Source organism: Devosia sp. 1635 (genome assembly GCF_013185955.1).
Classification (GTDB): Bacteria; Pseudomonadota; Alphaproteobacteria; order Rhizobiales; family Devosiaceae; genus Devosia.
Genome location: NZ_JABAOM010000001.1, coordinates 312,635 through 333,652 on the forward strand (window position 1 = coordinate 312,635; position 21,018 = coordinate 333,652).

Genomic DNA, 21,018 nt, shown 5'->3' on the forward strand with positions numbered 1-21,018 from the left:
TGTTTACGCTACCGGGAGAAAGCCGCCCCGGATCGGCGCCAAAGCTCCGCGTCACACCGGTCATTTAAGGCGCTCTTAGCTCTTGGGTTGCAGGGTGCAGTCAGTATCCAAGCCAGTGGCGAACTGCCCCGGCGCGGTGTCCCGGTACCCTTCCCCGGGACCTTAAGTGCGAGTGTAAGTATATGCGTAGCCTCTACTCTTTCGGCGCAAGCAAAGAGATGAGCCTGGCCGTTGCCGGATCCGGGCACCGCCCGGAAATGCTGCGCCGCAAGACCATTGGCGACAATGCCCGGCTGCTGCTGCTGGCCTCGGTGCTGGCCATGCCCTTCGCCGTGTTCTGGCTGGTCGGTGGGCAGGCGCTCCCCTTTGTTGTGGCCGCGATCGGCCTCGGCATTGGCATGGCAACCTTGGCCTTCCATGCCAGCCGCCAATATGAGCAGGCCGCTGCCGGCCAGGTATTCGGCATTCTGGGCGCTGGTCTGATCCTGACCCTGGTCGACCCGATGCTGGTCGATACGGGGCTCACCATTGCCTTGATCGCCCCGGTCCATGCTTCGCTGCTGGCGCGCACTTCGCTGCGCAAGCTGAGCTGGCTGTTGCTGGCCGGCGTGCTGGCTTGCGGGATGGCGGCTTCAGTGGCCGGCTTTGGTGGCGCCGATGTGCCTCAAACCATGCTGGGGATCGTTTCGGGCCTCGCCTTCATCACTTGCGCCGGGATGGTTGCCTATACCGCCCACGGCATCGGGGCGGCATTCGAGGTTTACGACAAGGCCCAGGTCACTGCTTACCGGCACCTGATCGAGCATGTGCGTGATTCGGTGATTCGCTTTTCAAGCGAGGGCGACGTGCTGCTCGCTTCGCGCTCCTCGGAAACGCTGTTTGGTTGCCGGCGCTATGAACTGAGCGGCGCTTCGCTGAGCGAACGGCTTCATGTGCTGGACCGCCCGATCTACCTCACGGCATTTTCCGACGCCAACAAGGCCGGCAAGTCGCGCGTCGTGGAAGTGCGCATGCGCCAGGACGATCCGGTCGGTGGCACCAAGCTGCCCCGCTATATCTGGGTGGAAGCCAGCTTTTCGCCGGTGCGCGAGGATTTGCCTAGCGAAGGCGGCTATGAAGTTGTGGCGCTGTTCCGCGACATCACGGCTCGCAAGGACAATGAAGTGGCCATGCGCGAAGCCCAGCGAATCGCCGAGGAAGCCTCCACCGCCAAGTCGCGTTTCCTTGCCACGATCGGCCATGAGCTGCGCACGCCGCTCAATGCCGTGGTTGGTTTTTCCGAAATGATGACCAGTGGTATCGGCGGCGAATTGTCGCCTACACATCGCGAATATGCCGGCCTGATCCACCAGGGCGCGCGGCATCTGCTCGAAGTGGTGCGCATGCTGCTCGACATGAGCAAGCTTGAGGCGGGCAAGTTCGAGCTGCAGACCGAGCCCTTCGTGGCGGCCGATATCATCGAGCCCTGCATGCAAATGGTGGAAGCATCGGCGCGCCAGCGGGGCATCAAGATCGTCGCCGATATTGCACCCAAGCTTCCGGCCCTGGTTGGCGATGAGCGCGCCTGCCGGCAGATCCTGCTGAACCTGCTGTCGAACGCCATCAAGTTCAGCCATGACGGGGGCACCGTTACCGTATCGCTCAAGCGCCAGGGCCAGTGCCTCAATTTGTCGGTCAGCGACACCGGGGTCGGCATGGCGCCCGAGGCCCTGAGCCGGCTGGGCGAAGCCTTCTTCCAGGCCCATGAAGGGCTGACCCGACGCTATGAGGGCACGGGGCTGGGGCTCTCCATCGTCAAGGGTTTGGTGGAATTGCATGAAGGCACGCTGCGGGCACTTTCCGAAATTGGAGCGGGGACAACCGTTACGGTCTTGCTGCCGGTAAACGGTCCGGCAATAAAGGTAGAGGACACTGCCGCCGTAACGCCCCTCCATCGTGAGCCGGTCTCTTCCCCAATCAGTTCATGGCAAGACGAAAAAAGAAAAGCGCAATGACGGCAACGACCATCTCGCGCCTGCCTCTCCTGGCGGGCAGCGCCGTGGCGACCAGTTTGGGTCGCGCGGGGCTCTGGACACTTTCTCGCTATATGCGCGCTCCGCTGGCCTCGACAGGCCTGCTGGCGCTGGTCACCCTGACGGCGCTGGCGGCCAGCAATGCGCTTTACTTCCAGACCAAGCACCATCCCGCGCCGTTCTTTGGCGAAGCGGGCGGCGAGCTGGCCGAGGCGGTGCCCGTGCCGGTACCAGTCGCAGCACGACCCGAACCGCAACTGCAGGCGATACCCGAATCGGTGCCGCAAACCACGGGCACCGTGTCCCAGCGGGTGGCTGCACCCCAAGTGCCCGACCAGCCGGTGGGCAATGCCGAAGTGTTCGAGCTGCAAAAGCGGCTGGTCGAACTCAAGCTCTTTGACGGGATGGTCGACGGCTACTATGGCCCGCGCACGGCGCGTGCGATTCGCGCCTTTGAAGAACGCAACGGCATGACGCCGACCGGTGCCATGACCCGCGCGGTGATCGAGGCCATTCTCCAATCCGACAGCAACGGCGTGGCCCCCAAGGTGCAGCCGGCGGCGCAGATGCAGCCCGCGCCGGCACCATCGCCGGTGGCCCCCGTGCAGGTTGCCGCGGCACAGCCTCAGCCGCAAACCGGCTTGCCGCCGCTGGCGCCTGTTGCGCCGGTGACCCGGAAGGCCGATCCGGTGGTGACCGCCGCCGCGCAAAGCATCGATTCCATCGTTGCCGCCGCCGATGGCGGCAGCCAGCCTGCGCCCACCGCTGTTGCCGCACCCGCACAGGTGGCGGCCGCCGCTCCCGTGCAGGCCCCGCCCGCCCAGCCCATGCCCGAGCCGATCCAGGTCGCTTCGCTCGAAGAGATCGCGCCGCCTGCGCAATCGGCTTTGGCGGGCAGCGACCCGGCCGACCAGGTGATGGCGGCCACGAGCCTGCCACCAGCCAACAACAAGCAGCTGGTGAGCCAGATCCAGCGCGGGCTCGCGAGCCTTGGGTTTTTCCATGCCCCCATCGACGGGCACCCTGGCGCCGAAACGGCCAAGGCCATCCGCGAATTCGAGAATTTCCACAATTACCGCGTGACCGGACAGGTCAATCCCGACCTGCTCGGCCTGCTGCAAGAAGCGGGCGCTTCGATCTAAGTGGGACCGCTGCGCAGCGATCTATGGTGTGGAGCCTTTGTGCGCCGGCACAATGATCTGGGCCATATCTGCGTAGTGTCGCGCAGGGGCGACCCAATTGCCGGGCAGGTGTTCATCGAGGTGGATCATCTCGATGGCACCGGCTCGCTGTTTACCCCCGCGCCCATGGCCAGCAGAGGCGACGAGGCCGGGCTGGTGTTTCAGCGCCGCTTCAGCCGCGTGGAGCCCGCCAAGATCCGCGAGCGCATCGCCCAGGAAGCTCGGTTCGATCCCGATCTGTGGGTGTTGAGCCTTGATCTGCGTGGCGATGATCCCGGGATCGAGATCGTCCCCTAGCTTGCCCGCTTAATGCCGAGGCGCGCGGCGCTTTCGACGGCGCCGTTGACTGCTGACGATTGGCTGGTCGACAGCAAGCGGCGCTGCGATTGCGGCTGGTATTGTGGCTTGTTGAGCTCGAGCAGGTTCACTTCACCGCGCCAGGCACTCATCAGATAAGCCATGGCGTCGGCCGGCACGGTGCTGAAAAGGGTGGCAAAATCACCCAGGGCGCGCGAGCGATCGCTGTCGTGGCTGGTGGCATGGATGAGCACTTTGAGACCCTCATAGGCCGAGCAGCCAAAGGCGCGTAGGATCACGAACAGCGAGGCGCCCGTGACGTCATGGGCAATCTGGCCGCAGCGCACTTCATCGAGCCCGGTGATCTGGCTGAGCAGGCGCGTCACTTCCGGGCGGCGGTTTTCGGAAAACAGCTTCATCAGCGCCCGGGTCAGTTCCTGGTTGGCGACCGAGATCTGCTCGATGGTCTTCTTGATCGGCGCCAGCGGAGTGGGTCGGTTGGCAAAGGACTGGATGACCTTGATGCGGTCATCGTTCGACAGATCAAAGAAGGCCGGCGCCAAAAGGCCAGCATCGAAATCCTCGCGCTTGGCGAGGGTTTGGGCGACCACATGGTCCATTTGCGCCGAACGGGCCAGGGCGCTGAGATAAGCGCCACGCGGCACGATGGCCGGGTTAGCGGCGAGGGCGCGGTAGACCTTGCGCGAATTGAGGCCAAAAAGCTTGGCGAGCGCGGCATTGGACAGATCGTCCCGGCCCGCAAGGATGGCGGCGGCGCCGACATCCCCGTCCGCGATGATCTCGAGAATGGTGTCTTCGGACAGCGCCGGCACCGCTTCGAGAAAGGCCTCCAGGTCGTCCCCGATATGGGCCGTCACGAGCCGCTCAAGGGCAGGGGACAGGAGATCGGCCTTGCCCAGGATGGCGGCGCCCTTGGCGCGCGCCTGGGGGCCGGCTGCGGGGAAAAGGCGGCTTGCCAGCGCCTCGAACTGGTCCAGTTCCACCGGGGTGGGCTTGCCACGGCGGGCATAAGCGTCGCAGGCGGCAATCAGCAGCGTGTTGGTGCGCTCGATGCCGCCGTTTTCGACCAAGAGCTGAAAGGTTTCGTAGGGCTGGAAGCCAAGCATGTTCGCGGACCGTCAACTGCTGCTGCGCACAAATCGGGCGTGTTTCCACTTTTGCCCCCAATTCGTTAGCGGACTATTAACCATGATGTTCGCTAAGTGGGCCCAGGCGCGAGGGGCGTTTCGCCGACACAGATTTAGCCGTGCATGCTGCCCTCGCTAGGGACGGGGGAGCCGAACACATTGGAGGCTAGCTTGGGAAAGCTCGTCAAATTCGAACTGCGCGAACGACCAGCGGCGGCGGTGGGCAAACCCTGCGGCAACGCCCAGATTTTGCTGTTTACCGGCGTGCGCTATGAACGCGGCACCACCTGTCCGCCGGCGGACCTGCGCGATCCGTCCCGGCCCAAGCGCCGTCGTGGCTAGCAGCGCCATCGACAAATTTGGTTGGTCCTGCCTGTTGGTTGCCGCGCTGCTGGGTGGCTGTGCGCCGCGGCCCACGGGCGATTTCGGTCGCGCGCGCCCGAGCTATACCCATGACGTGCTGCTGCCCGAAGCGGGCAAGGTTTTGGCCGATGCACGCGACGAGCCGGTCTCCAGCTTCAACCTTACGGACCAGGAAACCGAGATGCATAACCGCGTCTGGCGGTTCCTCGTGGCGCCCCACGCCAAGGACTGGTTTTTCGATTATGCCACCGAGCTGCAGCGCACGCGCATTGCGGTGGACCTCGATACCCGGTTCGACATCGATCGCTACTACAATTGGCTGCGACGGACCGAGTACCAATCATCGCGCGTGCGTTACAGCACGGTGGGCCGGCATATCGAGGCCGATCTGGATACGGTGCCCGGCACATTCCTCGCGATCTGCGCGGTGATCGAGGTGGATCGCCAGCGCGCCATTGCTGCGGCGAGCTTGAGCAGTGTCGGACCGGGGGAGCGGGCCGATGTGGCGGCGCGCAAGGCCGAGAACACGGCGCGGATCAACTGGTTCGTGCGCGCGCTCGATTACCGCTTCCAATCCTACAATTTCGCGCTCAACCAGCTCTTGGTGGAAACACCCCATGAGCAATCAGTGGAAGTGGATGCGGTGCTGCGCCGGATGGCGGACTTTGTCAGCCGGGCCAAACGCTGGGATCTCTGCGGGGGCGCCGGAGCGCTGATTGTCGGTCGCAGCCAAGGCACGATCCCCTCGCGCTACCAGACCCAGCACATCGACCGGGAAGTGGTGCTGCCCAAATAGGCCAGCCTAGGACGGCGTGCCGCGATTGCCGCACTGCACCTTGGCGAGCTCGGCTTCAAAGCGCGGCCGCATCACGCCATGGGGTGGGGCGAGGCGAATAACGACGAAGAGCTGGTCGGAGGTGGCTTCCACCACCAGCAGCCCTTCGGCGATATCGAGCTGCTGCTGGGCAAGGAGGCGTGTTTGGGCGGCATTGAAGACGCCCAATTCGAGCGTTTGCCCGATGCCATCGCGATTGGTGGTGGCATAGGTCACGACACCAGCGGAATTGAAAATGGCCAGCGACCAGAAGGCGTCGGGCAGCAGGCCGCTCATATAGGCGGGGCCGTCAGCCAGATCGATGCGGCAGATGCCGTAAACCAGCTCGGGATCGAGTTCGAGCGGATTGGGCTGGCCGGCAACGACCGGGGGCAGGATGACGATGCGGTTTTCGGCGCCCAGCGCCTGGAGCCGCGTCCACAAGGTTTCCTCGGCGACAAGTGGCAGCGACAGGATCACCACGATATGGATGATGCCCCCCAGTAGCACGCCGGCAATGGCCCAGATCAGGGTGCGGATCATGTGCATGCCCCCCGCTGGATCGCGGGCATGGTATCGCCGGTGGCGCCAAAGCCGGTGAACACGGCAGTGTCGTAGAGCGTCAGCCCCAGGGTGAACGGCCCCTCGCCGGCAAGTTCGAGCCAATTGCCAGGCGCCAGGGAGGTGCCGACATGGATGCGGAACGAGCCATGATTTTCGCGCACGATACCGGTGGAGCGTAGCGCCAGCGGGCCATCGGGCACGGCAACATTGATGCCGGCGGGGTCGGTCGCCACGAGGGTCCAGAACGTCGCCTGCGGCGTGCGCCCTTCAATGAGATAGCTGCAGTTGCGCCACAAGGGCTCGCCGGCGCTGTCGACAGTGGCGACGAAGTGGAGGCCTTCGGCCTGGCCAAGCTGCAGGGCCGCTTCGCGGGTCAAATGGGCTCTGGTATAGGGATTGGGGTTGGGCGAGCCCACATCGGGCCAGGCCGTCCAGGGACCGAGCTGGCTGACGGTGAACATGCGTCCATCGGTCAAGGCGTAATAGCTCAGCCCGAAGCCAACCCCCAGGGCGATGACGCACAACAGCAGCAAGCGAAACACAAAGCGCACGGGTCAGCGGCTCGGAACGGGACGTGACGGCATGGACGGCTGAACCTGTGCGGGTCGAAGGACCTGCATGGCTATAGCAATGAGGCCGGGGCGGCGAAAGCGCATAGTGTCGCGTTCCCGGCATTTGATTGCCGGCATCCGCCCGCTACAGCGCCTGGGTGGGAACAGTCGCTGGCGCGGCTGCCTGGTCCGTTACGGGCTGGTTGGCCCGCAGGGTCGAGCCCAGCCGGTCGGCCATGTCGATCAGCTTGCGCGCAGCTTCGGGCGTGAGGCTTGGGGGGCGCTGCTCGGGCGGCTCTTCGAGCGCGGCGTCGGCATCCGCGATCACCACGTTTTCGGGCGTGAAATCGACGCCAAATACCGGCAGCACCTCGATATTGGTGTGGGCATAGGCCATGAATTTCTGCCAGGCCATGGCGGGCAGCGTGCCGCCGGTGAGGTCATTGGTGGGCCGGTAGTCGTCATTGCCGAACCAGACAGCGGCAACGAAATTGCCGGTAAAGCCGCAGAACCAGGCATCGCGATAGGAGGATGTAGTGCCCGACTTGCCGACGGCGGGAACGCCGGGCACATCGGCGCGACGGCCCGTGCCGCCAGTGACCACGGTGCGCATCATGTGGTTCATGTTGGCCGCCGTGGTTTCGCTCAAGATGCGTTCGCGCGGCGCTTCGGGATCGGCCTCGAACACGACCTCGCCGGTCAGGGTCGACATGCGGGTGATGCCATAAGCGGGCGTCTTGAGCCCGCCGCTGGCCAGCACCGCATAAGAGGAGGTCATGTCGAGCACGGAAACCGAGGCCACGCCCAGGGCCAGCGAACGGGTCACGGGGTAATCGGCACGCAGGCCCATCCGGTGGGACAGGTCGGCAATAGGCTCGCGCCCGGTTTTGATCGAAAGCGTCACCGGCACCGTGTTGAGCGACTGGGCAAAGGCCGATTCCAGGGACACATTGCCCTTGTAGTTGCGGCCATAGTTTTGCGGGCACCAGTCGCCGATGCAGACGGGGCGGTCGGTGATGGTGTCCTTGGGCGTCAGGCCCAACTGCTCGAAGGCTTCGGCATAAACAAAGATCTTGTAGGCCGAGCCGGGCTGGCGGGTGGAGACAATGGCGCGGTTGAACTGTGACTTGCCGTAATCGGTGCCGCCCACCATGGCGCGAATGGCGCCATTGGTGTCGGTAACGACCATGGCGGCCTGATCAACGTCATATTGCTCGCCATTTTCGCGCACCACCGAGGTCACCGCTTCTTCGGCGTATTTCTGCAAGGTGGTGTCGATCGTGGTGCGGACGATGAAATTGTTGGAGGTGTGGTTGGACGCTTCGATCAGGCGCTTGGCTTCTTCGAAGGCCCAATCGAGGAAGTAATTGGGCGAGTTGATGTCCTCGCTGCGATCGATCGGCGCAGCCGGATGGCGGCGGGCCGCGGTGACCTGGCCTTCGGTCAGGAAGCTGGAGGCCACGAGATTGGTCAGCACCAGATTGGCGCGACCGCGTGCGGCGGCCAAATCCACATGCGGGGCATAGCGGGTAGGGGCCTTGAACATGCCCGAAAGCATTGCGGCTTCGGCGAGGGTGATATCCTGCACCCGCTTGCCGAAATAATATTCGGAGGCAGCGGTGACGCCGAAATTGCCGCCGCCCATATAGGCGCGGTCGAAATAAAGCTTGAGGATCTCGTCCTTGCTGTAGTGCCACTCTAGCCACAGCGCGAGATAGGCCTCGATGATCTTGCGCTCGAGGGTGCGCTCGGAGGACAGGAACAGGTTCTTGGCGAGCTGCTGGGTGATGGACGAGCCGCCCTGGGTGGAGTTTTCGCCCGCGGCATTGCTGACCAGGGCGCGCAGCGTGCCCACGATATCGATGCCGAAATGCTCGTAGAAGCGCCGGTCCTCGGTCGCAAGGGTCGCCTTGATCAAATAGTCCGGCATATCAGCGAGAGCCACGGAATCGTCCGAGCGGATGCCGCGGCGACCGATTTCGTTGCCGAAACGGTCCTGGAAGATCACCGAGTAGTCCTCGGCCTTGTTGTATTCGCCCGAAGCGGTGGCATTGAAGGCCGGCAGCGCTAGGGCCGTCATCAGGACGGCGCCGATGGCCCCGAAGCTGAAGGCGTCCGAAAGGATCTCGACAAAGAAGCGCTTGATGCCCGCGACATGGAAAATGGACATGAAGTCCTGAAAGCGCGTATAGCCGCGCCCCAGCCAATGCCAGAATTCATAAAGCGAGGAATCCAGCCAAGCATCGGCGGCGAGCATGCCACCCTTGGTGCGACGCTTCTGCTTGGTGTAGAATGGATCGGACAAGAGGCAACCCCAACTGGCTCACGCAGTGTTGTCCGCCTTTGCACCGCAAGGCAACACAATCGCTGGAATATGATTGCGTCGCCGCGCCCGCAAGGGCAAACCCGCAACACGCTCAACCAAGCACTAGGATCGCATGGCCTTCTGGGAAGAAAAAACGCTCGCAGAAATGAACGACGCCGAGTGGGAAGCGCTCTGCGACGGGTGCGGTCGTTGCTGTTTGATCAAGCTCGAGGATGAAGACAGCGGGCTGTTGATAACCTCCGATGTGCGCTGCCAGCTGCTCGATGGCGACAGCTGCGCCTGCACCAACTATCCCGGCCGGCAGGCCATTGTTCCCGACTGCATTAAGCTGACCCCGACCAATGTGACCGAGATCAAGTGGATCCCCACGACCTGCGCCTATCGGCGGCTGGCCGAGGGCAAGGGACTGGCCTGGTGGCATCCGCTGATCTCGGGCGATCCGCAGACAGTGGTGGATGTCGGCGTCTCGGTTAAGGGGCGCACCTTTGACGAGCGCTCGGTGGCGCCCGACGAATGGGAAGAACATGCGGTGGATTGGCCCGAATGGGAGCCGCCCGAGAGCCTTTAACACTCCGTTCACCATGCAAGCTGACGCCGCCTTAACCATGCTTCGTGCAACTAGGCGGCAGGACAACAAGGCATGGAGCCGGGCATGACCGACCTTCTTTCGGGCGGCGATACAGGGCTGTATTGGGATCGGGTGCGCGCGGGGCTCGAGAGCCTGACGCGCACATGGTCGCGCCTCGCCACCCAGAAGGGCAGCAAGCTCGTAACGCTGTCGCGCCCGGCGGTCGATCCGCAGGCGGAGGCGGCGCTCGACTGGGCCTGGCGCGCGGCCTTGGAGGCGCGCGGGCCGGTGAGCCTCCTGCTGATTGCGCTTGATCGCAAGGATGAATATCTCGCCGCCTATGGGCCCAAAGTTGCCGAGGATTGCGCGGTGCTGGTGGGCGAAGCCATCAGCGCGGCGCTGCCAAGGGGGGAAGTCGGGTTCCTGCGCTTTGGACCCAGCCAGTATCTGGTGCTGCTGCCGGGCGTCGAGCGGCGCGCGGCCCGCAAGCTGGCGCGCCACCTGGTGGGCACGGTGCGCGGCTGCCGCTATAGCCACAAGGACAGCCATGCCGGAGTGGTGACCGCCAGCATTGGCGTTGTCAGCGCGGCGCCCGAGCATCGGCCCGCGGGCGAAGCCCTGCGCAGGGCCGCCAACGGCTTGCATAAGGCGCAACGCGGCGGCCTGGCGCGAATTGCGGTGGCCGAGTTGCGTGCGACCAACCGGCGTGCGGCATAGGGGAGGGTTCCCCTCGGCCCGCTAAGCCCTTAAGGAAGCCGTCCCCGCTTTTCCCCCCGCGCTCGGCTTCGGTTATTTTCCAATGATACACGCTTGTGGCCTTGATTTTGGCACGTCCAACTCGACTTTTGCGCGGGTGGACGCGAACGGCGTGCCGCATCTGTTGCCGCTGGAAGGCGCCAACGAAACCATCCCCAGCGTGCTGTTCTTCCCGTTCGATGACGAGCCGGTGCAGTTCGGGCGGGCGGCAGTGGCGCAATATGTCTCGGGCGCCGAAGGGCGGCTGATGCGTTCGCTCAAGAGCGTGCTGGGCACCAGTCTTTTTGCCGAAAAAACCCGCATCAAGGCGCGCAGCATGGGGTTCGACGAGATCCTTGGGATCTTTATCGCCGAGCTCAAGCGGCGTGCCGAACTGGCGCTGGGCGAACCGGTCGAGCAGGTGGTGCTAGGCCGGCCGGTGCAGTTTGTCGATGACGATCCGGTGGCGGACCGCCAAGCGCAGGACCAGCTGGAAGCGGCCGCGCGGGCGCAGGGTTTTGCCGAGATCGCGTTCCAGTTCGAGCCCATTGCCGCCGCCCTCGATTTCGAGCGGGGCGTCGTGCGCGAGCAGCTGGCGCTGATCGTTGATCTGGGCGGCGGTACCTCGGACTTTTCGCTGGTGCGGGTCGGGCCCGAGCGGGCGCGGCGGGCCGAGCGGGGCGACGATATTCTGGCGACCGGCGGCGTGCATCTCGGCGGCACCGATTTCGACCGCTTGCTGGCCGTCGCCAAGGTGATGCCGCATCTGGGGCTGGGCACGCAAACCAAGGACGGCAAGCGCTTCCTGCCGGTGGCGCCCTATCATGAACTGGCGACCTGGCACCGGATCAACCGGCTTTACACCACCCAAAGCCTGCGCGACCTGCGCGGCACCGCCCGCGAAGCGCGCGAGCCCCAAAAGGTCGAAGCGCTGATCGGGGTGGTCGAGGACCGGCTGGGGCACCAATTGGTGGGGGCGGTGGAAGCGGCCAAGATCGCGCTCTCGAGCGAGCCGGAAACCCGGTTCAGCTTTCCCGTGCGCGACGGAAGCATCGAAACCGATATCGGCAGCGGCGAGCTGTTCGACATTCTCGCCGGCTCGGGCGAGCGGCTGGAGCGGGCGATCGCCGAAGTGCTGCGCCAGGCCGGCGTGGGGCCCGAGGGCATCGATAGCCTGATCCTGACCGGCGGCTCCACCCAGGTGCCCGCCATTGCCGGGCGGCTCGAAGCGCTGTTTCCGCAGGCCGAACTCGTGCGCACCAATGTACTGGGCAGCGTTGGGCTGGGCCTTGCGCTCGATGCGGCGCGCCGGTTCGGTCCGGCCTGCTGAAGTCTTTTCGATAGCTCCGGCCGAACAACTTATCCCCGCGTGACGCTGGGATGGTATGGTTATGCCATGATCAGAAAAGTGGGTGAAACGGGGGGCGGCAGCAAGGCTTTCAGGCCGAGCGGATCGCCTGCCAGCGCCGCATCCGCTTTTCACTGGGGTCCACGAGGGCGGCGGGGTAATGGCCGCGGATCTGGCTGTTGAAGAATTTGCCGCGCGAGGGAGCCTCGGCAAAGGCGTTGAATACCTCGAGCGGCACATCGGCATATTTGTAGCGCCGTCCCTCGGGGCCGAACCACACCGATAGCTCTCTCAGCTCGGGTTTGTAATGGATATGGCGAATGGCGGACGACATCGGAGCCTCCCGGGGCCTGCGTGTTCCGCCCGAGTGAATCCGGCGAGGATTCAAGCCGTTCCGCATAAAAGTTAAGATCGATTCACAAATGAGTCATTGATGGATGAACCAAGCACGGCAGCCCTGCCGGGCCTCGAGATCGACTGGCCCGCGGTGCGGATCGATTACGAGGAACTGGCGCTCACCCGCAACGCGATCTGCCGCAAGCATGGCGTGCCCATGGCGCAGCTGCTGGAGCGGGCCTGGAAGTCGCGTTGGGAGCGGCCCGATGGCGAGGTGACCGATCGCAATATCCTGATCAACAAGCTTCTGGCGCTGCTGGAAGCCCAACTGGACGGACTGGAGCAAAGCATGGGTGGCGGCGTGGACAAGGAAGTCAATGTGCTGGGCGGCCTCGCGAAAAACCTCAAGGAATTGATCGCCATGCAAAAGGCCGAGCGCGCCGGCAAGGTGGACGACGCCGAAACGCGCGAAATGCAGGACCTCAGACGCAAGCTGGCCAAGCGCATCGATGCTCTCACCAAAGGCTGAGCTGCAAAAAGCCGCCGCCAAGCTGGGCGACGTTTCGACGAGGAAGCTGTTGCTGGACTGGCCGGCCTGGGCGCGGACGGCGCAATTGCCCCCTGATGGCGAATGGACGACCTGGCTGCTGCTGGGTGGGCGAGGTTCGGGCAAGACGCGGGCCGGCGCCGAATGGGTCAAGCAACTGGCGCAAAGTGGGGTGTCTCCCATTGCGCTGGTGGGTGAAACCATGACCGAAGCCATGGCGGTGATGGTGAAGGGGGAAAGTGGGCTCTTGGCCGTGCATGCCCGGGCCGAGCGGCCAACCCTCAAGGGCACGGTGCTCACTTGGCCCAATGGCAGCGAGGCACATCTGATGTCCGCCTCCGACCCTGATCGGTTTCGTGGGCCGCAATGGGCGGCGGCCTGGTGCGACGAGATCGCGAAATGGCCCGATGCGGAAGCGGCCTGGGACATGCTGCAATTCGGCTTACGCCTGGGCGACTGGCCGCGCCAATTGGCGACGACCACGCCCGCGCCGACGCGGCTCCTCAAGCGCCTGCTGGCCGATCCGCTTTGTGTCGTGACCCGCATGCGCACGAACGAAAATGCCAAGCATCTGGCTCCGCAATTCCTGAGCGCGGTGGTGGGGCGCTACGAAGGCTCGGTGCTGGGGCGCCAGGAACTGGATGGCGAGATGATCGAGGATCTGCCCGATGCGCTCTGGCAACGGAGCATGTTTCGCCCCTATGACGGGCGGACACCCAGCCGCTTGATCGTGGCGGTGGATCCGCCGGTGACCGGTACCGCCCGGTCCGATGCATGCGGCATTGTGGTGGCGGGGCAGGTGGGCGAGGGGGCGGTGGTGTTGGCTGACCATACAGTCAAGGCTGCGGCGCCATTGGTCTGGGCCCGGCGGGCCGTGGCGGCCTACGAAGCCAGCCGAGCCGACGCCATCCTGGTCGAGGTCAACCAGGGCGGCGATCTCGTGCGCTCGGTGCTGGCGCAAGTCGACCCGCTGGTGCCGGTGCGCGAAGTGCGCGCGAGCCGGGGCAAGTGGCTGCGCGCGGAACCCGTGGCCGCGCTCTATGGCCGGGGGCTGGTCAGCCATGCCAAGGGGCTGGGCGCGCTCGAGGACGAGATGTGTGCCTTTGGCGCCGATGGGCGCAGCAACGGCCATTCGCCCGACCGGGTGGATGCGCTGGTGTGGGCGCTCACCGAACTGCTGCTGGCCGAAGGGGTGCGGCCGCGGATACGCGGTTTGTAGGTTGATTGTTGCGGACCATTAGCCAGCCCGCGGGGGAGGCACGACGCTGTGTTGCGTCGCCGCCCCGTTCGGGCAATCTGGGTAAGGGGAGGAATCGCCTTGAGTTTGATCTTCAACGAGCGGACGAAACTGCTCGCCAATGCCATGGATCGGGCATCCACCGCATGCCTGACGGTCGGCGTATTTGCGCCGGTGGCGGCGATCGTTTATGGTGCGACCGGAACAGCGATGGCCAGTTGGGCGTTTGTTCTGGGCACGATCAGTTGGCTTTCTGCGGCAGCGATACTACATATTGTGGCGAGGCTAACTTTGGGACGGTTGAAGCCATGACATTTCTGGAAGTTTTTGCATTCCTGATCTTGCCGGCGCTGGTCGCGGGCATGGGCGGCGTGGCCTATTGGCTGCATGGCCGCGATGCAGACATGCACGAGCCGCGCCCGACCAAATAAGCCACCAACCACCGCAGATCTAAGCCGACCCCGGAGCCCCGCTTCGGGGTTTTCTGTTTTCAAGGACATCCGATGGCCAACTGGTTCAACCGCCTCGCCGGCGGGCGCACAAACACGCCTCCTGAACGCAAGGAAAGCGGTGGGCACACTATGCTCAGTTTCAGCCAGCTTGGGGCCGCCAATTGGAGCGGGCGCGGCTTTGGCAGCCTCGTCAACCAGGGTTTTGCCCGCAATCCCGTCGTCTATCGCTGCATCCGGCTGATCGCCGAAGCGGCCAATCGCGTGCCGCTGGTGGTGAGCGAGGGCGGGCAAAAGCTCGACGACCATCCGTTGGCGCGATTGCTCGGGCGGCCCAATGGGCGCCAATCGGGCGGGGAGATGCTCGAGGCGGTTTATGCGTATCTCCAAACCGCGGGCAATGCCTATCTGCAGGCCGCGGTAGTGGAGGGGCAGGTGCGCGGGCTGTTTTGCCTGCGGCCCGACCGCATGAAAGTGGTGGCGGGCAGCGATGGCTGGCCGGTGGCTTACGACTATACCGCCGGCGGGCGCACGGTGCGGCTGCGCCAGGATGGGGCGCCGCTGCCGGCCGTGTTGCATATGGCGCTGTTTCATCCCGCCGACGACCATTATGGGATGGCGCCTCTGGAGGCCGCGCAAACCAGCCTCGACATCCACAATGCCGCGGGGGAGTGGAACAAGGCGCTGCTCGACAATGCCGCTCGACCCTCCGGGGCGCTGGTGTATTCGAGCGCTGCCGGCAATCTGAGCCCCGATCAGTTCGACCGCCTCAAGGCCGAACTTGAGGCCGGGTTCGCGGGGGCCGCCAATGCCGGCCGCCCCATGGTGCTCGAAGGCGGGCTCGACTGGAAAACCATCGCCCTGTCGCCCCGCGACATGGACTTCATCGAGGCCAAGCACGCCGCGGCGCGCGACATTGCGCTCGCTTTTGGTGTGCCGCCCATGCTGCTCGGCATTCCGGGCGACAACACCTATGCGAACATGGCCGAAGCCAACCGCGCCTTGTGGCGGCAAACGCTGATCCCGCTCGTCGTGCGGGTGGCCGACGATCTCAGCAATTGGCTGGCGCCGGCCTTTGGCGGAGCGGTCATCACCCCCGATTTCGACGGGGTGGAAGCGCTTTCCGAAGATCGGACGGCGCTGTGGGCGCGGGTGGGCGGCGCCGATTTTCTCAGCGCTGCGGAGAAGCGGGCCATGCTGGGCGTCGACTAGGCGGCCACTGCCCTCCGCCAGACCCAACCTTTCCGATCCTCGGGAGAACGCAATGGACCTGACCAAAACCGTCGTGGAGCGGGGGGATCTGGCGCATTTAGCGCTGTTCCTGTGGGCGACCAGTTCCAGCACGCTGCTGGTGTGGACGCTCAAGGAGCTGGCCGCGGCCAATCGCCGGTTCAATGACTTCGTCACCGAAATCGCCAACCTCAACCGCCTGTTCAAAAAGGGAGACTGACCCATGGCCGCCAAACCAAGCCGCGGGCAAGCACAGCACACCTTCCGGCAATTTGCCTGGAACCTGGCCGGCACGCTCGCCACCGGCAAATCGGGCGAGCGCCCGGCCCAGCCCACGCCCCGCAAGGATGCGGGCGGCGGCAAGCGCTGATGGCAGCCATTCCGATCGACGGTGATGGGCGTTTTTCCGGCTATGCCAGCCTCTTCGGCCGGCTCGATGGCGGGGGCGACATCGTCATGCCCGGGGCCTTTGCGCGCAGCCTCAAGCAGCGGCGCGAGCGCATCCGGCTGTTGTTCCAGCACGACCCCACCGAGCCGGTGGGCATCTGGGAAACCATTGGCGAGGACAGCCACGGCCTGTTTGTTGCCGGGCGCCTCGTGGGCGGGGTGCCGCGCGCTGACGCGCTGCGCCGGCTGATCGAGGCGCGAGCGCTCGATGGCCTGTCCATCGGCTTTCGCACCGTCAAAGCCACCCGCGACCGACCGAGCGGACACCGCCGGCTCTGGCAGATCGAGCTGTTCGAAATCTCGATCGTCACCTTTCCCATGCTCGAGGAGGCGCGGATCGCGCGCTCGCACGAGCTGACCACCGGCGCGGCCATCATGGCGGCGACGCAAACCCTTCGCAGTAACTGAAAAGGACACGGCATGGACCGTATCGAGCAGCAGGCAATGGAAACCAAGGCGGGCACCGGCGGCGATGTCGCGGCCCTGTTCGCCGACTTCTCCTCGGCCTTCGAGGAATTCAAGCGCACCAATGACCAGCGCCTGGGCGAGTTGGAACAGCGCGGCGCGGCCGATGGCTTGCTCGAGGGCAAGCTCGACCGGCTCAATGCCGTGCTCGACGGGCAAAAGCAGGCCATGGACCGGGCCCTGGCCGAGCGGGCGCGGCCGGCCCTTGATGGCCAGGCTGGCACGGAGGAGGGCGGCGAATACAAGCAGGCCTTTTCGGCCTATGTGAAGCGGGGCGAGGAAAAGGCGCTCTCGAGCGGCGTTGGCGCCGATGGCGGCTATATCGTGCCGACCCAGACCGAGATCGAGATCGGGCGGTTGATGACGGCCGTTTCGCCCATTCGCGCCATTGCCGGGGTGCGCCAGGTATCGAGCGCGGTTTACAAGCGGCCCATTTCGCTGACCGGGCCGACTGTGGGCTGGGTCGGGGAAACGGGGGCGCGGCCCACCACCGCGAGCCCGGTGCTGGCGGAGCTGAGCTACCCCACGATGGAGCTTTACGCCATGCCGGCCGCGACCGCATCGTTTCTGGACGATGCGGCAGTGGATGTGGGGCAGTGGATCGCCGAGGAGGTCAACGCCGCCTTCGCCGCCCAGGAAACCACGGCCTTCGTCAACGGCGATGGCGTCAACAAGCCCAAGGGCTTTCTTGCCGCGCCCACCGTGGCGGAAGCCAATTGGAGCTGGGGCAACCTGGGCTATCTCGCTACCGGCGTCGCCGGGGCGCTGCCGGCCAGCAATGCCAGCGACGTGCTGATTGACCTGGTTTATGCGCTCAAGGCCGGGTACCGCCAGAACGCCAGCTGGGTGATGAACCGCAAGGTGCAGGGCGCGCTGCGCAAGCTCAAGGATGCTGACGGCAACTATCTCTGGCAGCCCGCGGCATCGGCCGAAGGCAAGGCGCGCTTCATGGGCTTTGACCTCGTGGAAGCCGAGGACATGCCCAACATGGCGGCCAATTCGTTCTCGGTCGCCTTTGGCGATTTCCGCCGCGGCTATCTGATCGTTGATCGCCAGGGGGTGAGCGTTCTGCGCGATCCCTTCTCGAGCAAGCCCTATGTGCTGTTTTACACCACCAAACGCGTGGGCGGCGGGATTGCGGATTTTGACGCGATCAAGCTCCTGAAATTCGCCACCGCGTAAAGTCTGTGAGCCTGGCCAGCTAGGGCGGAGGCTCTGCGCTCCGGTGCTCACGTACTCAAGTACGCTGCGCGCCGGTGCTCGCGCCTCCACCCCATCTGACTCAGGCTGACGGACTTTAGGGTGCCGTACTGTTGGGGCCTGGATAGCCAAATTCAGTGTGAGGCAGATCGGTGCGCTGCCGGAGCACCCTCGCCCTCCACACCCCACCCTTGATCCCTCCCCCACAAGGGGGAGGGTGTCGACTGGCCATTCGGCAAACCAACCACAAGGCAATCAATGATGACGTCCTATCTTCTCGCGGGGCCCGCGGAGGAGCCGGTTTCGCTTGCCGAGGCCAAGGCTTTCCTGCGGGTCGACGATGGCGCCGAAGATGCGCTGATCACCACCCTGATCGGTGCGGCGCGCGTGCATTTGGAAGGGGTGACGGGGCGCGCGCTCCTCGCCCAGACCTGGCGCATTGTGCTCGACGACTGGCCGACAACCCGCTGCGTGCGGCTGCCGGTCACCCCCTTTATCAGCCTGCTCGACATCAATGCGGTCGATGATGCCGGCGGGTTGCATCCCATCGCGCTGGCGCAGTTTTTGAGCGAGCCCGACCGGCTGCTCCTGCCTGCCACCGTCAGCGGCATGCCCCGGCTGCGCGAGCAGCAGGGGCTCGAGATCGACTATGTCGCAGGCTTTGGCACCGAGCCGGAAGATGTGCCTGCCGATATCCGCCAGGCGCTGCTGGTGCTGGTGGCGCACTGGTTCGAGCACCGCGATGCGGTGATCATTGCGGGGTCCGGCGCGGTGGTGCCGAGCGGGTTCGACCGGCTGGTGCAGCGATACAAGCGAGTGCTGCTATGAGCGAGCGGGTGCCACCGGTCGGCACGCTGACGGACCGGGTAACCCTCAAGCGCCGCGAACTAGTCGAGGAAGGCGGGGGCGGGCATGCGAGCCTCCTCATGCCGCTCGGCAATGCCTGGGCGCGGGTGCGCAGCCATGCCGGTCGGGAAGGCCAAAGCGCCGATGGCCGCGTCGTGGTCATCTCTCACACCGTGGTATTGCGCTTTCGCCGGGATCTGGGGCCGGGCGACCGCATCATTTATCGTGGCCAGCCGCTCGAAGTGGTGAGCGCGGGTGATCTCAATGGCAAGCGCGCCTTTCTCAGCTGCGCCTGCACGCAACTGGCCAGGGCGGGCTGAAACCATGCACCCGATCACGATCTTGCAGGGGGCGCTGGTGGCGGCCTGGCTCGCCGATCCCGCTTTGCTGGCGCAACTGGGACCTGACGGGGTGGTGGACGCGCCCCCCAAAGGGCGGGCGCCGCCCTTTATCGTTGTGCTGCGCCACGACGTGTTGGCGCGCGACGGTGATGCCGCGCCCGGCTTCGAGCATCGGTTGCGGCTCCATATCTGGTGGGGCGAGCCGAGCCGGCGTGCGGTGCTGGCGCTGGCCGAACGCACGGTGACCGTGGCGCTGGGGGCAGCGCTGGAGAGCCCCGGCTTGCTGGTGACCCACCGCGCCCATCAACGCACCGACAGCACCATCGACACCAAGACCGGCCAGGCAAGGGCAGCGATCACGCTGCGCTTTTTTACCGAGCCGACCGGCTGAGCCGGTCGCGGCCCTTTCACCATTTTCGGGGAGATTTTGCATGGCGGCCCAGAGCGGCAAGAACATGTTGCTGAAGCTCGACCAAACCGGATCGGGCAGTTTTCTGACGGTGGCGGGACTACGCACCCGCCAGTTGGCGCTCAATGCCGCGGCGGTGGACACCACTGACAGCGAAAGCGCCGGACGCTGGCGCGAATTGCTCGCTGGCGGCGGGATCAAGCGCGCTTCCGTTTCGGGCTCGGGCATCTTCAAGGATGGCGCTTCGGACGCGCAGATCCGAACGCTGTTCTTTGGCGGCACCATCCGCAACTGGCAGCTGCTGATCCCCGACTTCGGCACCGTGACCGGGCCGTTCCAGATCGTGGCGCTGGAATGGGCGGGCGATCATGCGGGGGAAGTGACCTTCGAGCTGGCGCTGGAAAGCGCGGGCGAGCTCAGTTTTGCCGCGGTCTAGCTTGGGGGAGAGAGCAATGGCGATTGAGCAGCGGGGCGAGATCGACGCCACGATCGGCGGCGAGCGGCGGGTGCTGTGCCTGACGCTGGGGGCGTTGGCGGAATTGGAAGCGCGATTGCAGGCCGGGGACCTCGTCGGCTTGGCCGAGCGCTTCGAGGGCGGGCGGGTGTCGGCACGCGATCTCCTCGCGATCCTGGGGGCAGGGCTGCGCGGTGGCGGCAATGCCGTCAGCGACGAGCAACTGGCTGGCATGGCATTCGAGGGCGGGCTCAAAGGCGCCGCCGAGATCGCGGCCCGCCTGCTGCGCGCGACTTTTGGGGACGCGACATGACGCCATTCCCCTGGGACGCCGCGATGGGGTTTGGCTTTGGCGTGCTGCGCCTGGCGCCGGCGCAATTCTGGGCTCTGACGCCGCGCGAACTGGCAGCTGCTCACCGCGCCTTGCTTGGCGAGGGGCGGGTGGCGCCGGGGCGCCCAGAACTCGAGCAATTGATGGAGCGCTATCCCGATGGCCGATGACCTTTTTCCCGACAGCTTCGGCGACGAGCTCGGCAGTGTGTCGCTCGAGCTGGAGCGCATCGGCGCGCTGGCCGATGGGGTGGCGCGCTCGATCAGCACGGCGTTTCGCGGGGCGCTCAGCGATGGCAAGTCGTTCAAGAGCGTGCTGGGCGACATCGCCCGCGCCTTTGCCGATTTGGCGCTCAAGGCCGCGATCAAGCCGCTGGGCAACATGCTGGGGGGCCTTGTCGAAAATCTCTTCACCGCCACCAACCCGGCCTTGGGCGGGGTCACCCCTTTTGCCAAGGGTGGGGTGATCGCGAGCCCTAGCTTTTTCCCCCTGCGCGGTGGGCTGGGGCTGGCCGGGGAAGCGGGACCCGAAGCGATCATGCCCCTGCAGCGGGGCGCCGACGGGCGGCTGGGGGTTGCGGCCGGTGCCGGCGGTGGGCCGGTGCAGGTGACCTTCAATGTGAGTGCGAGCGATGCACGCAGTTTCGTGCAAAGCGAGGCGGAGGTGAGCGCCATGCTGTTACGGGCAGTGCGGCGGGGCAGCCGGGGGAGTTGAGGGGGCGTTTTGGGTCTCCGGGCGCCTGGAAGGGTCTTCTAAGGGAGGGATCCTCTCGGGCTTTGATGACCAAGCTGCAGGACCCCCACCCCGGCCCTCCCCTCA

At 65.3% G+C, this 21,018-nt stretch carries 29 protein-coding genes; 24 read left to right on the forward strand and 5 right to left on the reverse strand.

What is annotated here, in order from left to right; all coding sequences use genetic code 11:
- Positions 1 to 218: 218 nt before the first annotated feature.
- The 3 genes from HRU92_RS01625 to HRU92_RS01635 are packed head-to-tail and all read left to right on the forward strand — an operon-like array spanning position 219 to position 3,490.
- Positions 219 to 1,994 (forward strand): PAS domain-containing sensor histidine kinase, encoded by a 1,776-nt coding sequence (locus HRU92_RS01625; protein WP_172122739.1) that lies wholly within the window; start codon positions 219 to 221, stop codon positions 1,992 to 1,994.
- Positions 1,991 to 3,154: a peptidoglycan-binding domain-containing protein gene (locus tag HRU92_RS01630; RefSeq protein WP_173087458.1), complete on the forward strand. Its 1,164-nt coding sequence runs from the start codon at positions 1,991 to 1,993 to the stop codon at positions 3,152 to 3,154. The genes HRU92_RS01625 and HRU92_RS01630 overlap by 4 nt, the downstream gene beginning before the upstream one ends.
- Positions 3,155 to 3,490, forward strand: a complete 336-nt coding sequence (locus tag HRU92_RS01635; RefSeq protein ID WP_127752363.1) for a DUF1491 family protein — start codon at positions 3,155 to 3,157, stop codon at positions 3,488 to 3,490.
- On the opposite strand, the gene HRU92_RS01640 is transcribed toward HRU92_RS01635, so the two are convergent.
- A complete protein-coding gene (locus HRU92_RS01640; protein ID WP_173087460.1) occupies positions 3,487 to 4,617 on the reverse strand; it encodes a DUF2336 domain-containing protein in 1,131 nt (376 codons plus the stop codon). The two genes, HRU92_RS01635 and HRU92_RS01640, sit on opposite strands and share 4 nt — an antisense overlap.
- A 192-nt stretch (positions 4,618 to 4,809) precedes the next feature.
- On the opposite strand from HRU92_RS01640, the gene HRU92_RS01645 reads away from it, so the two are divergent.
- Positions 4,810 to 4,980: a hypothetical protein gene (locus HRU92_RS01645; RefSeq protein WP_172122742.1), complete on the forward strand. Its 171-nt coding sequence runs from the start codon at positions 4,810 to 4,812 to the stop codon at positions 4,978 to 4,980.
- Positions 4,973 to 5,797, forward strand: a complete 825-nt coding sequence (locus HRU92_RS01650; protein ID WP_172122743.1) for a hypothetical protein — start codon at positions 4,973 to 4,975, stop codon at positions 5,795 to 5,797. Before HRU92_RS01645 ends, HRU92_RS01650 begins: the two co-directional genes overlap by 8 nt.
- Before the next feature lie 6 nt (positions 5,798 to 5,803).
- On the opposite strand, the gene HRU92_RS01655 is transcribed toward HRU92_RS01650, so the two are convergent.
- The 3 genes from HRU92_RS01655 to HRU92_RS01665 form a co-directional block, all read right to left on the reverse strand.
- Positions 5,804 to 6,358 carry a hypothetical protein gene (locus tag HRU92_RS01655; protein ID WP_172122744.1) on the reverse strand — a complete coding sequence of 185 codons (555 nt, stop codon included), beginning with the start codon at positions 6,356 to 6,358 and terminating at the stop codon, positions 5,804 to 5,806.
- On the reverse strand, positions 6,355 to 6,930 hold the full coding sequence (locus HRU92_RS01660; protein ID WP_172122745.1) for a DUF1214 domain-containing protein: 576 nt from the start codon (positions 6,928 to 6,930) through the stop codon (positions 6,355 to 6,357). Before HRU92_RS01660 ends, HRU92_RS01655 begins: the two co-directional genes overlap by 4 nt.
- A 145-nt stretch (positions 6,931 to 7,075) precedes the next feature.
- Positions 7,076 to 9,235, reverse strand: coding sequence for a PBP1A family penicillin-binding protein (locus tag HRU92_RS01665; RefSeq protein WP_172122746.1), 2,160 nt, complete (start codon positions 9,233 to 9,235; stop codon positions 7,076 to 7,078).
- A gap of 133 nt (positions 9,236 to 9,368) precedes the next feature.
- Between HRU92_RS01665 and HRU92_RS01670 the strand changes: the two genes are divergently transcribed.
- The 3 genes from HRU92_RS01670 (at position 9,369) to HRU92_RS01680 (ending at position 11,889) form a co-directional block, all read left to right on the forward strand.
- Positions 9,369 to 9,824: a YcgN family cysteine cluster protein gene (locus tag HRU92_RS01670; RefSeq protein ID WP_172122747.1), complete on the forward strand. Its 456-nt coding sequence runs from the start codon at positions 9,369 to 9,371 to the stop codon at positions 9,822 to 9,824.
- Between the two features lie 84 nt (positions 9,825 to 9,908).
- Positions 9,909 to 10,541, forward strand: coding sequence for a diguanylate cyclase (locus tag HRU92_RS01675; RefSeq protein WP_172122748.1), 633 nt, complete (start codon positions 9,909 to 9,911; stop codon positions 10,539 to 10,541).
- Between the two features lie 82 nt (positions 10,542 to 10,623).
- On the forward strand, positions 10,624 to 11,889 hold the full coding sequence (locus HRU92_RS01680) for an Hsp70 family protein (protein WP_172122749.1): 1,266 nt from the start codon (positions 10,624 to 10,626) through the stop codon (positions 11,887 to 11,889).
- Between the two features lie 109 nt (positions 11,890 to 11,998).
- On the opposite strand, the gene HRU92_RS01685 is transcribed toward HRU92_RS01680, so the two are convergent.
- Positions 11,999 to 12,241, reverse strand: a complete 243-nt coding sequence (locus HRU92_RS01685) for a KTSC domain-containing protein (RefSeq protein WP_172122750.1) — start codon at positions 12,239 to 12,241, stop codon at positions 11,999 to 12,001.
- A 99-nt stretch (positions 12,242 to 12,340) separates the two neighbouring features.
- Here HRU92_RS01685 and HRU92_RS01690 point away from each other — a divergent pair, with 99 nt between their 5' ends.
- The 16 genes from HRU92_RS01690 to HRU92_RS01760 all read left to right on the forward strand — a co-directional run bounded on the left by HRU92_RS01690 (position 12,341) and on the right by HRU92_RS01760 (position 20,913).
- On the forward strand, positions 12,341 to 12,772 hold the full coding sequence (locus HRU92_RS01690; protein ID WP_172122751.1) for a hypothetical protein: 432 nt from the start codon (positions 12,341 to 12,343) through the stop codon (positions 12,770 to 12,772).
- A complete protein-coding gene (locus HRU92_RS01695; protein WP_173087462.1) occupies positions 12,753 to 14,009 on the forward strand; it encodes a terminase family protein in 1,257 nt (418 codons plus the stop codon). Before HRU92_RS01690 ends, HRU92_RS01695 begins: the two co-directional genes overlap by 20 nt.
- Positions 14,010 to 14,108: 99 nt before the next feature.
- Positions 14,109 to 14,339 (forward strand): hypothetical protein, encoded by a 231-nt coding sequence (locus HRU92_RS01700; RefSeq protein WP_172122753.1) that lies wholly within the window; start codon positions 14,109 to 14,111, stop codon positions 14,337 to 14,339.
- Positions 14,336 to 14,458, forward strand: a complete 123-nt coding sequence (locus tag HRU92_RS20715) for a hypothetical protein (RefSeq protein ID WP_282567733.1) — start codon at positions 14,336 to 14,338, stop codon at positions 14,456 to 14,458. The genes HRU92_RS01700 and HRU92_RS20715 overlap by 4 nt, the downstream gene beginning before the upstream one ends.
- Before the next feature lie 72 nt (positions 14,459 to 14,530).
- Complete coding sequence (locus HRU92_RS01705) at positions 14,531 to 15,688, forward strand: phage portal protein (RefSeq protein WP_172122754.1); 1,158 nt, start codon at positions 14,531 to 14,533, stop codon at positions 15,686 to 15,688.
- A 52-nt stretch (positions 15,689 to 15,740) separates the two neighbouring features.
- Positions 15,741 to 15,926: a hypothetical protein gene (locus HRU92_RS01710; protein ID WP_172122755.1), complete on the forward strand. Its 186-nt coding sequence runs from the start codon at positions 15,741 to 15,743 to the stop codon at positions 15,924 to 15,926.
- A 3-nt stretch (positions 15,927 to 15,929) separates the two neighbouring features.
- Positions 15,930 to 16,076: a hypothetical protein gene (locus HRU92_RS01715; RefSeq protein ID WP_172122756.1), complete on the forward strand. Its 147-nt coding sequence runs from the start codon at positions 15,930 to 15,932 to the stop codon at positions 16,074 to 16,076.
- A complete protein-coding gene (locus HRU92_RS01720; RefSeq protein ID WP_172122757.1) occupies positions 16,076 to 16,561 on the forward strand; it encodes an HK97 family phage prohead protease in 486 nt (161 codons plus the stop codon). The genes HRU92_RS01715 and HRU92_RS01720 overlap by 1 nt, the downstream gene beginning before the upstream one ends.
- 12 nt (positions 16,562 to 16,573) lie before the next feature.
- Positions 16,574 to 17,800, forward strand: a complete 1,227-nt coding sequence (locus HRU92_RS01725) for a phage major capsid protein (protein ID WP_173087464.1) — start codon at positions 16,574 to 16,576, stop codon at positions 17,798 to 17,800.
- 279 nt (positions 17,801 to 18,079) lie between these two features.
- A complete protein-coding gene (locus HRU92_RS01730) occupies positions 18,080 to 18,646 on the forward strand; it encodes a head-tail connector protein (protein WP_173087466.1) in 567 nt (188 codons plus the stop codon).
- A complete protein-coding gene (locus HRU92_RS01735; protein WP_172122760.1) occupies positions 18,643 to 18,984 on the forward strand; it encodes a phage head closure protein in 342 nt (113 codons plus the stop codon). The genes HRU92_RS01730 and HRU92_RS01735 overlap by 4 nt, the downstream gene beginning before the upstream one ends.
- Positions 18,985 to 18,988: 4 nt before the next feature.
- Positions 18,989 to 19,396: a DUF3168 domain-containing protein gene (locus HRU92_RS01740; RefSeq protein ID WP_172122761.1), complete on the forward strand. Its 408-nt coding sequence runs from the start codon at positions 18,989 to 18,991 to the stop codon at positions 19,394 to 19,396.
- 40 nt (positions 19,397 to 19,436) lie between these two features.
- On the forward strand, positions 19,437 to 19,850 hold the full coding sequence (locus HRU92_RS01745) for a phage major tail protein, TP901-1 family (RefSeq protein WP_172122762.1): 414 nt from the start codon (positions 19,437 to 19,439) through the stop codon (positions 19,848 to 19,850).
- A 16-nt stretch (positions 19,851 to 19,866) separates the two neighbouring features.
- Positions 19,867 to 20,181: a gene transfer agent family protein gene (locus HRU92_RS01750; RefSeq protein ID WP_172122763.1), complete on the forward strand. Its 315-nt coding sequence runs from the start codon at positions 19,867 to 19,869 to the stop codon at positions 20,179 to 20,181.
- Positions 20,178 to 20,369: a rcc01693 family protein gene (locus tag HRU92_RS01755; RefSeq protein ID WP_172122764.1), complete on the forward strand. Its 192-nt coding sequence runs from the start codon at positions 20,178 to 20,180 to the stop codon at positions 20,367 to 20,369. The genes HRU92_RS01750 and HRU92_RS01755 overlap by 4 nt, the downstream gene beginning before the upstream one ends.
- Positions 20,359 to 20,913 (forward strand): phage tail tape measure protein, encoded by a 555-nt coding sequence (locus HRU92_RS01760; protein WP_172122765.1) that lies wholly within the window; start codon positions 20,359 to 20,361, stop codon positions 20,911 to 20,913. The genes HRU92_RS01755 and HRU92_RS01760 overlap by 11 nt, the downstream gene beginning before the upstream one ends.
- The last annotated feature ends 105 nt before the right edge of the window (positions 20,914 to 21,018 follow it).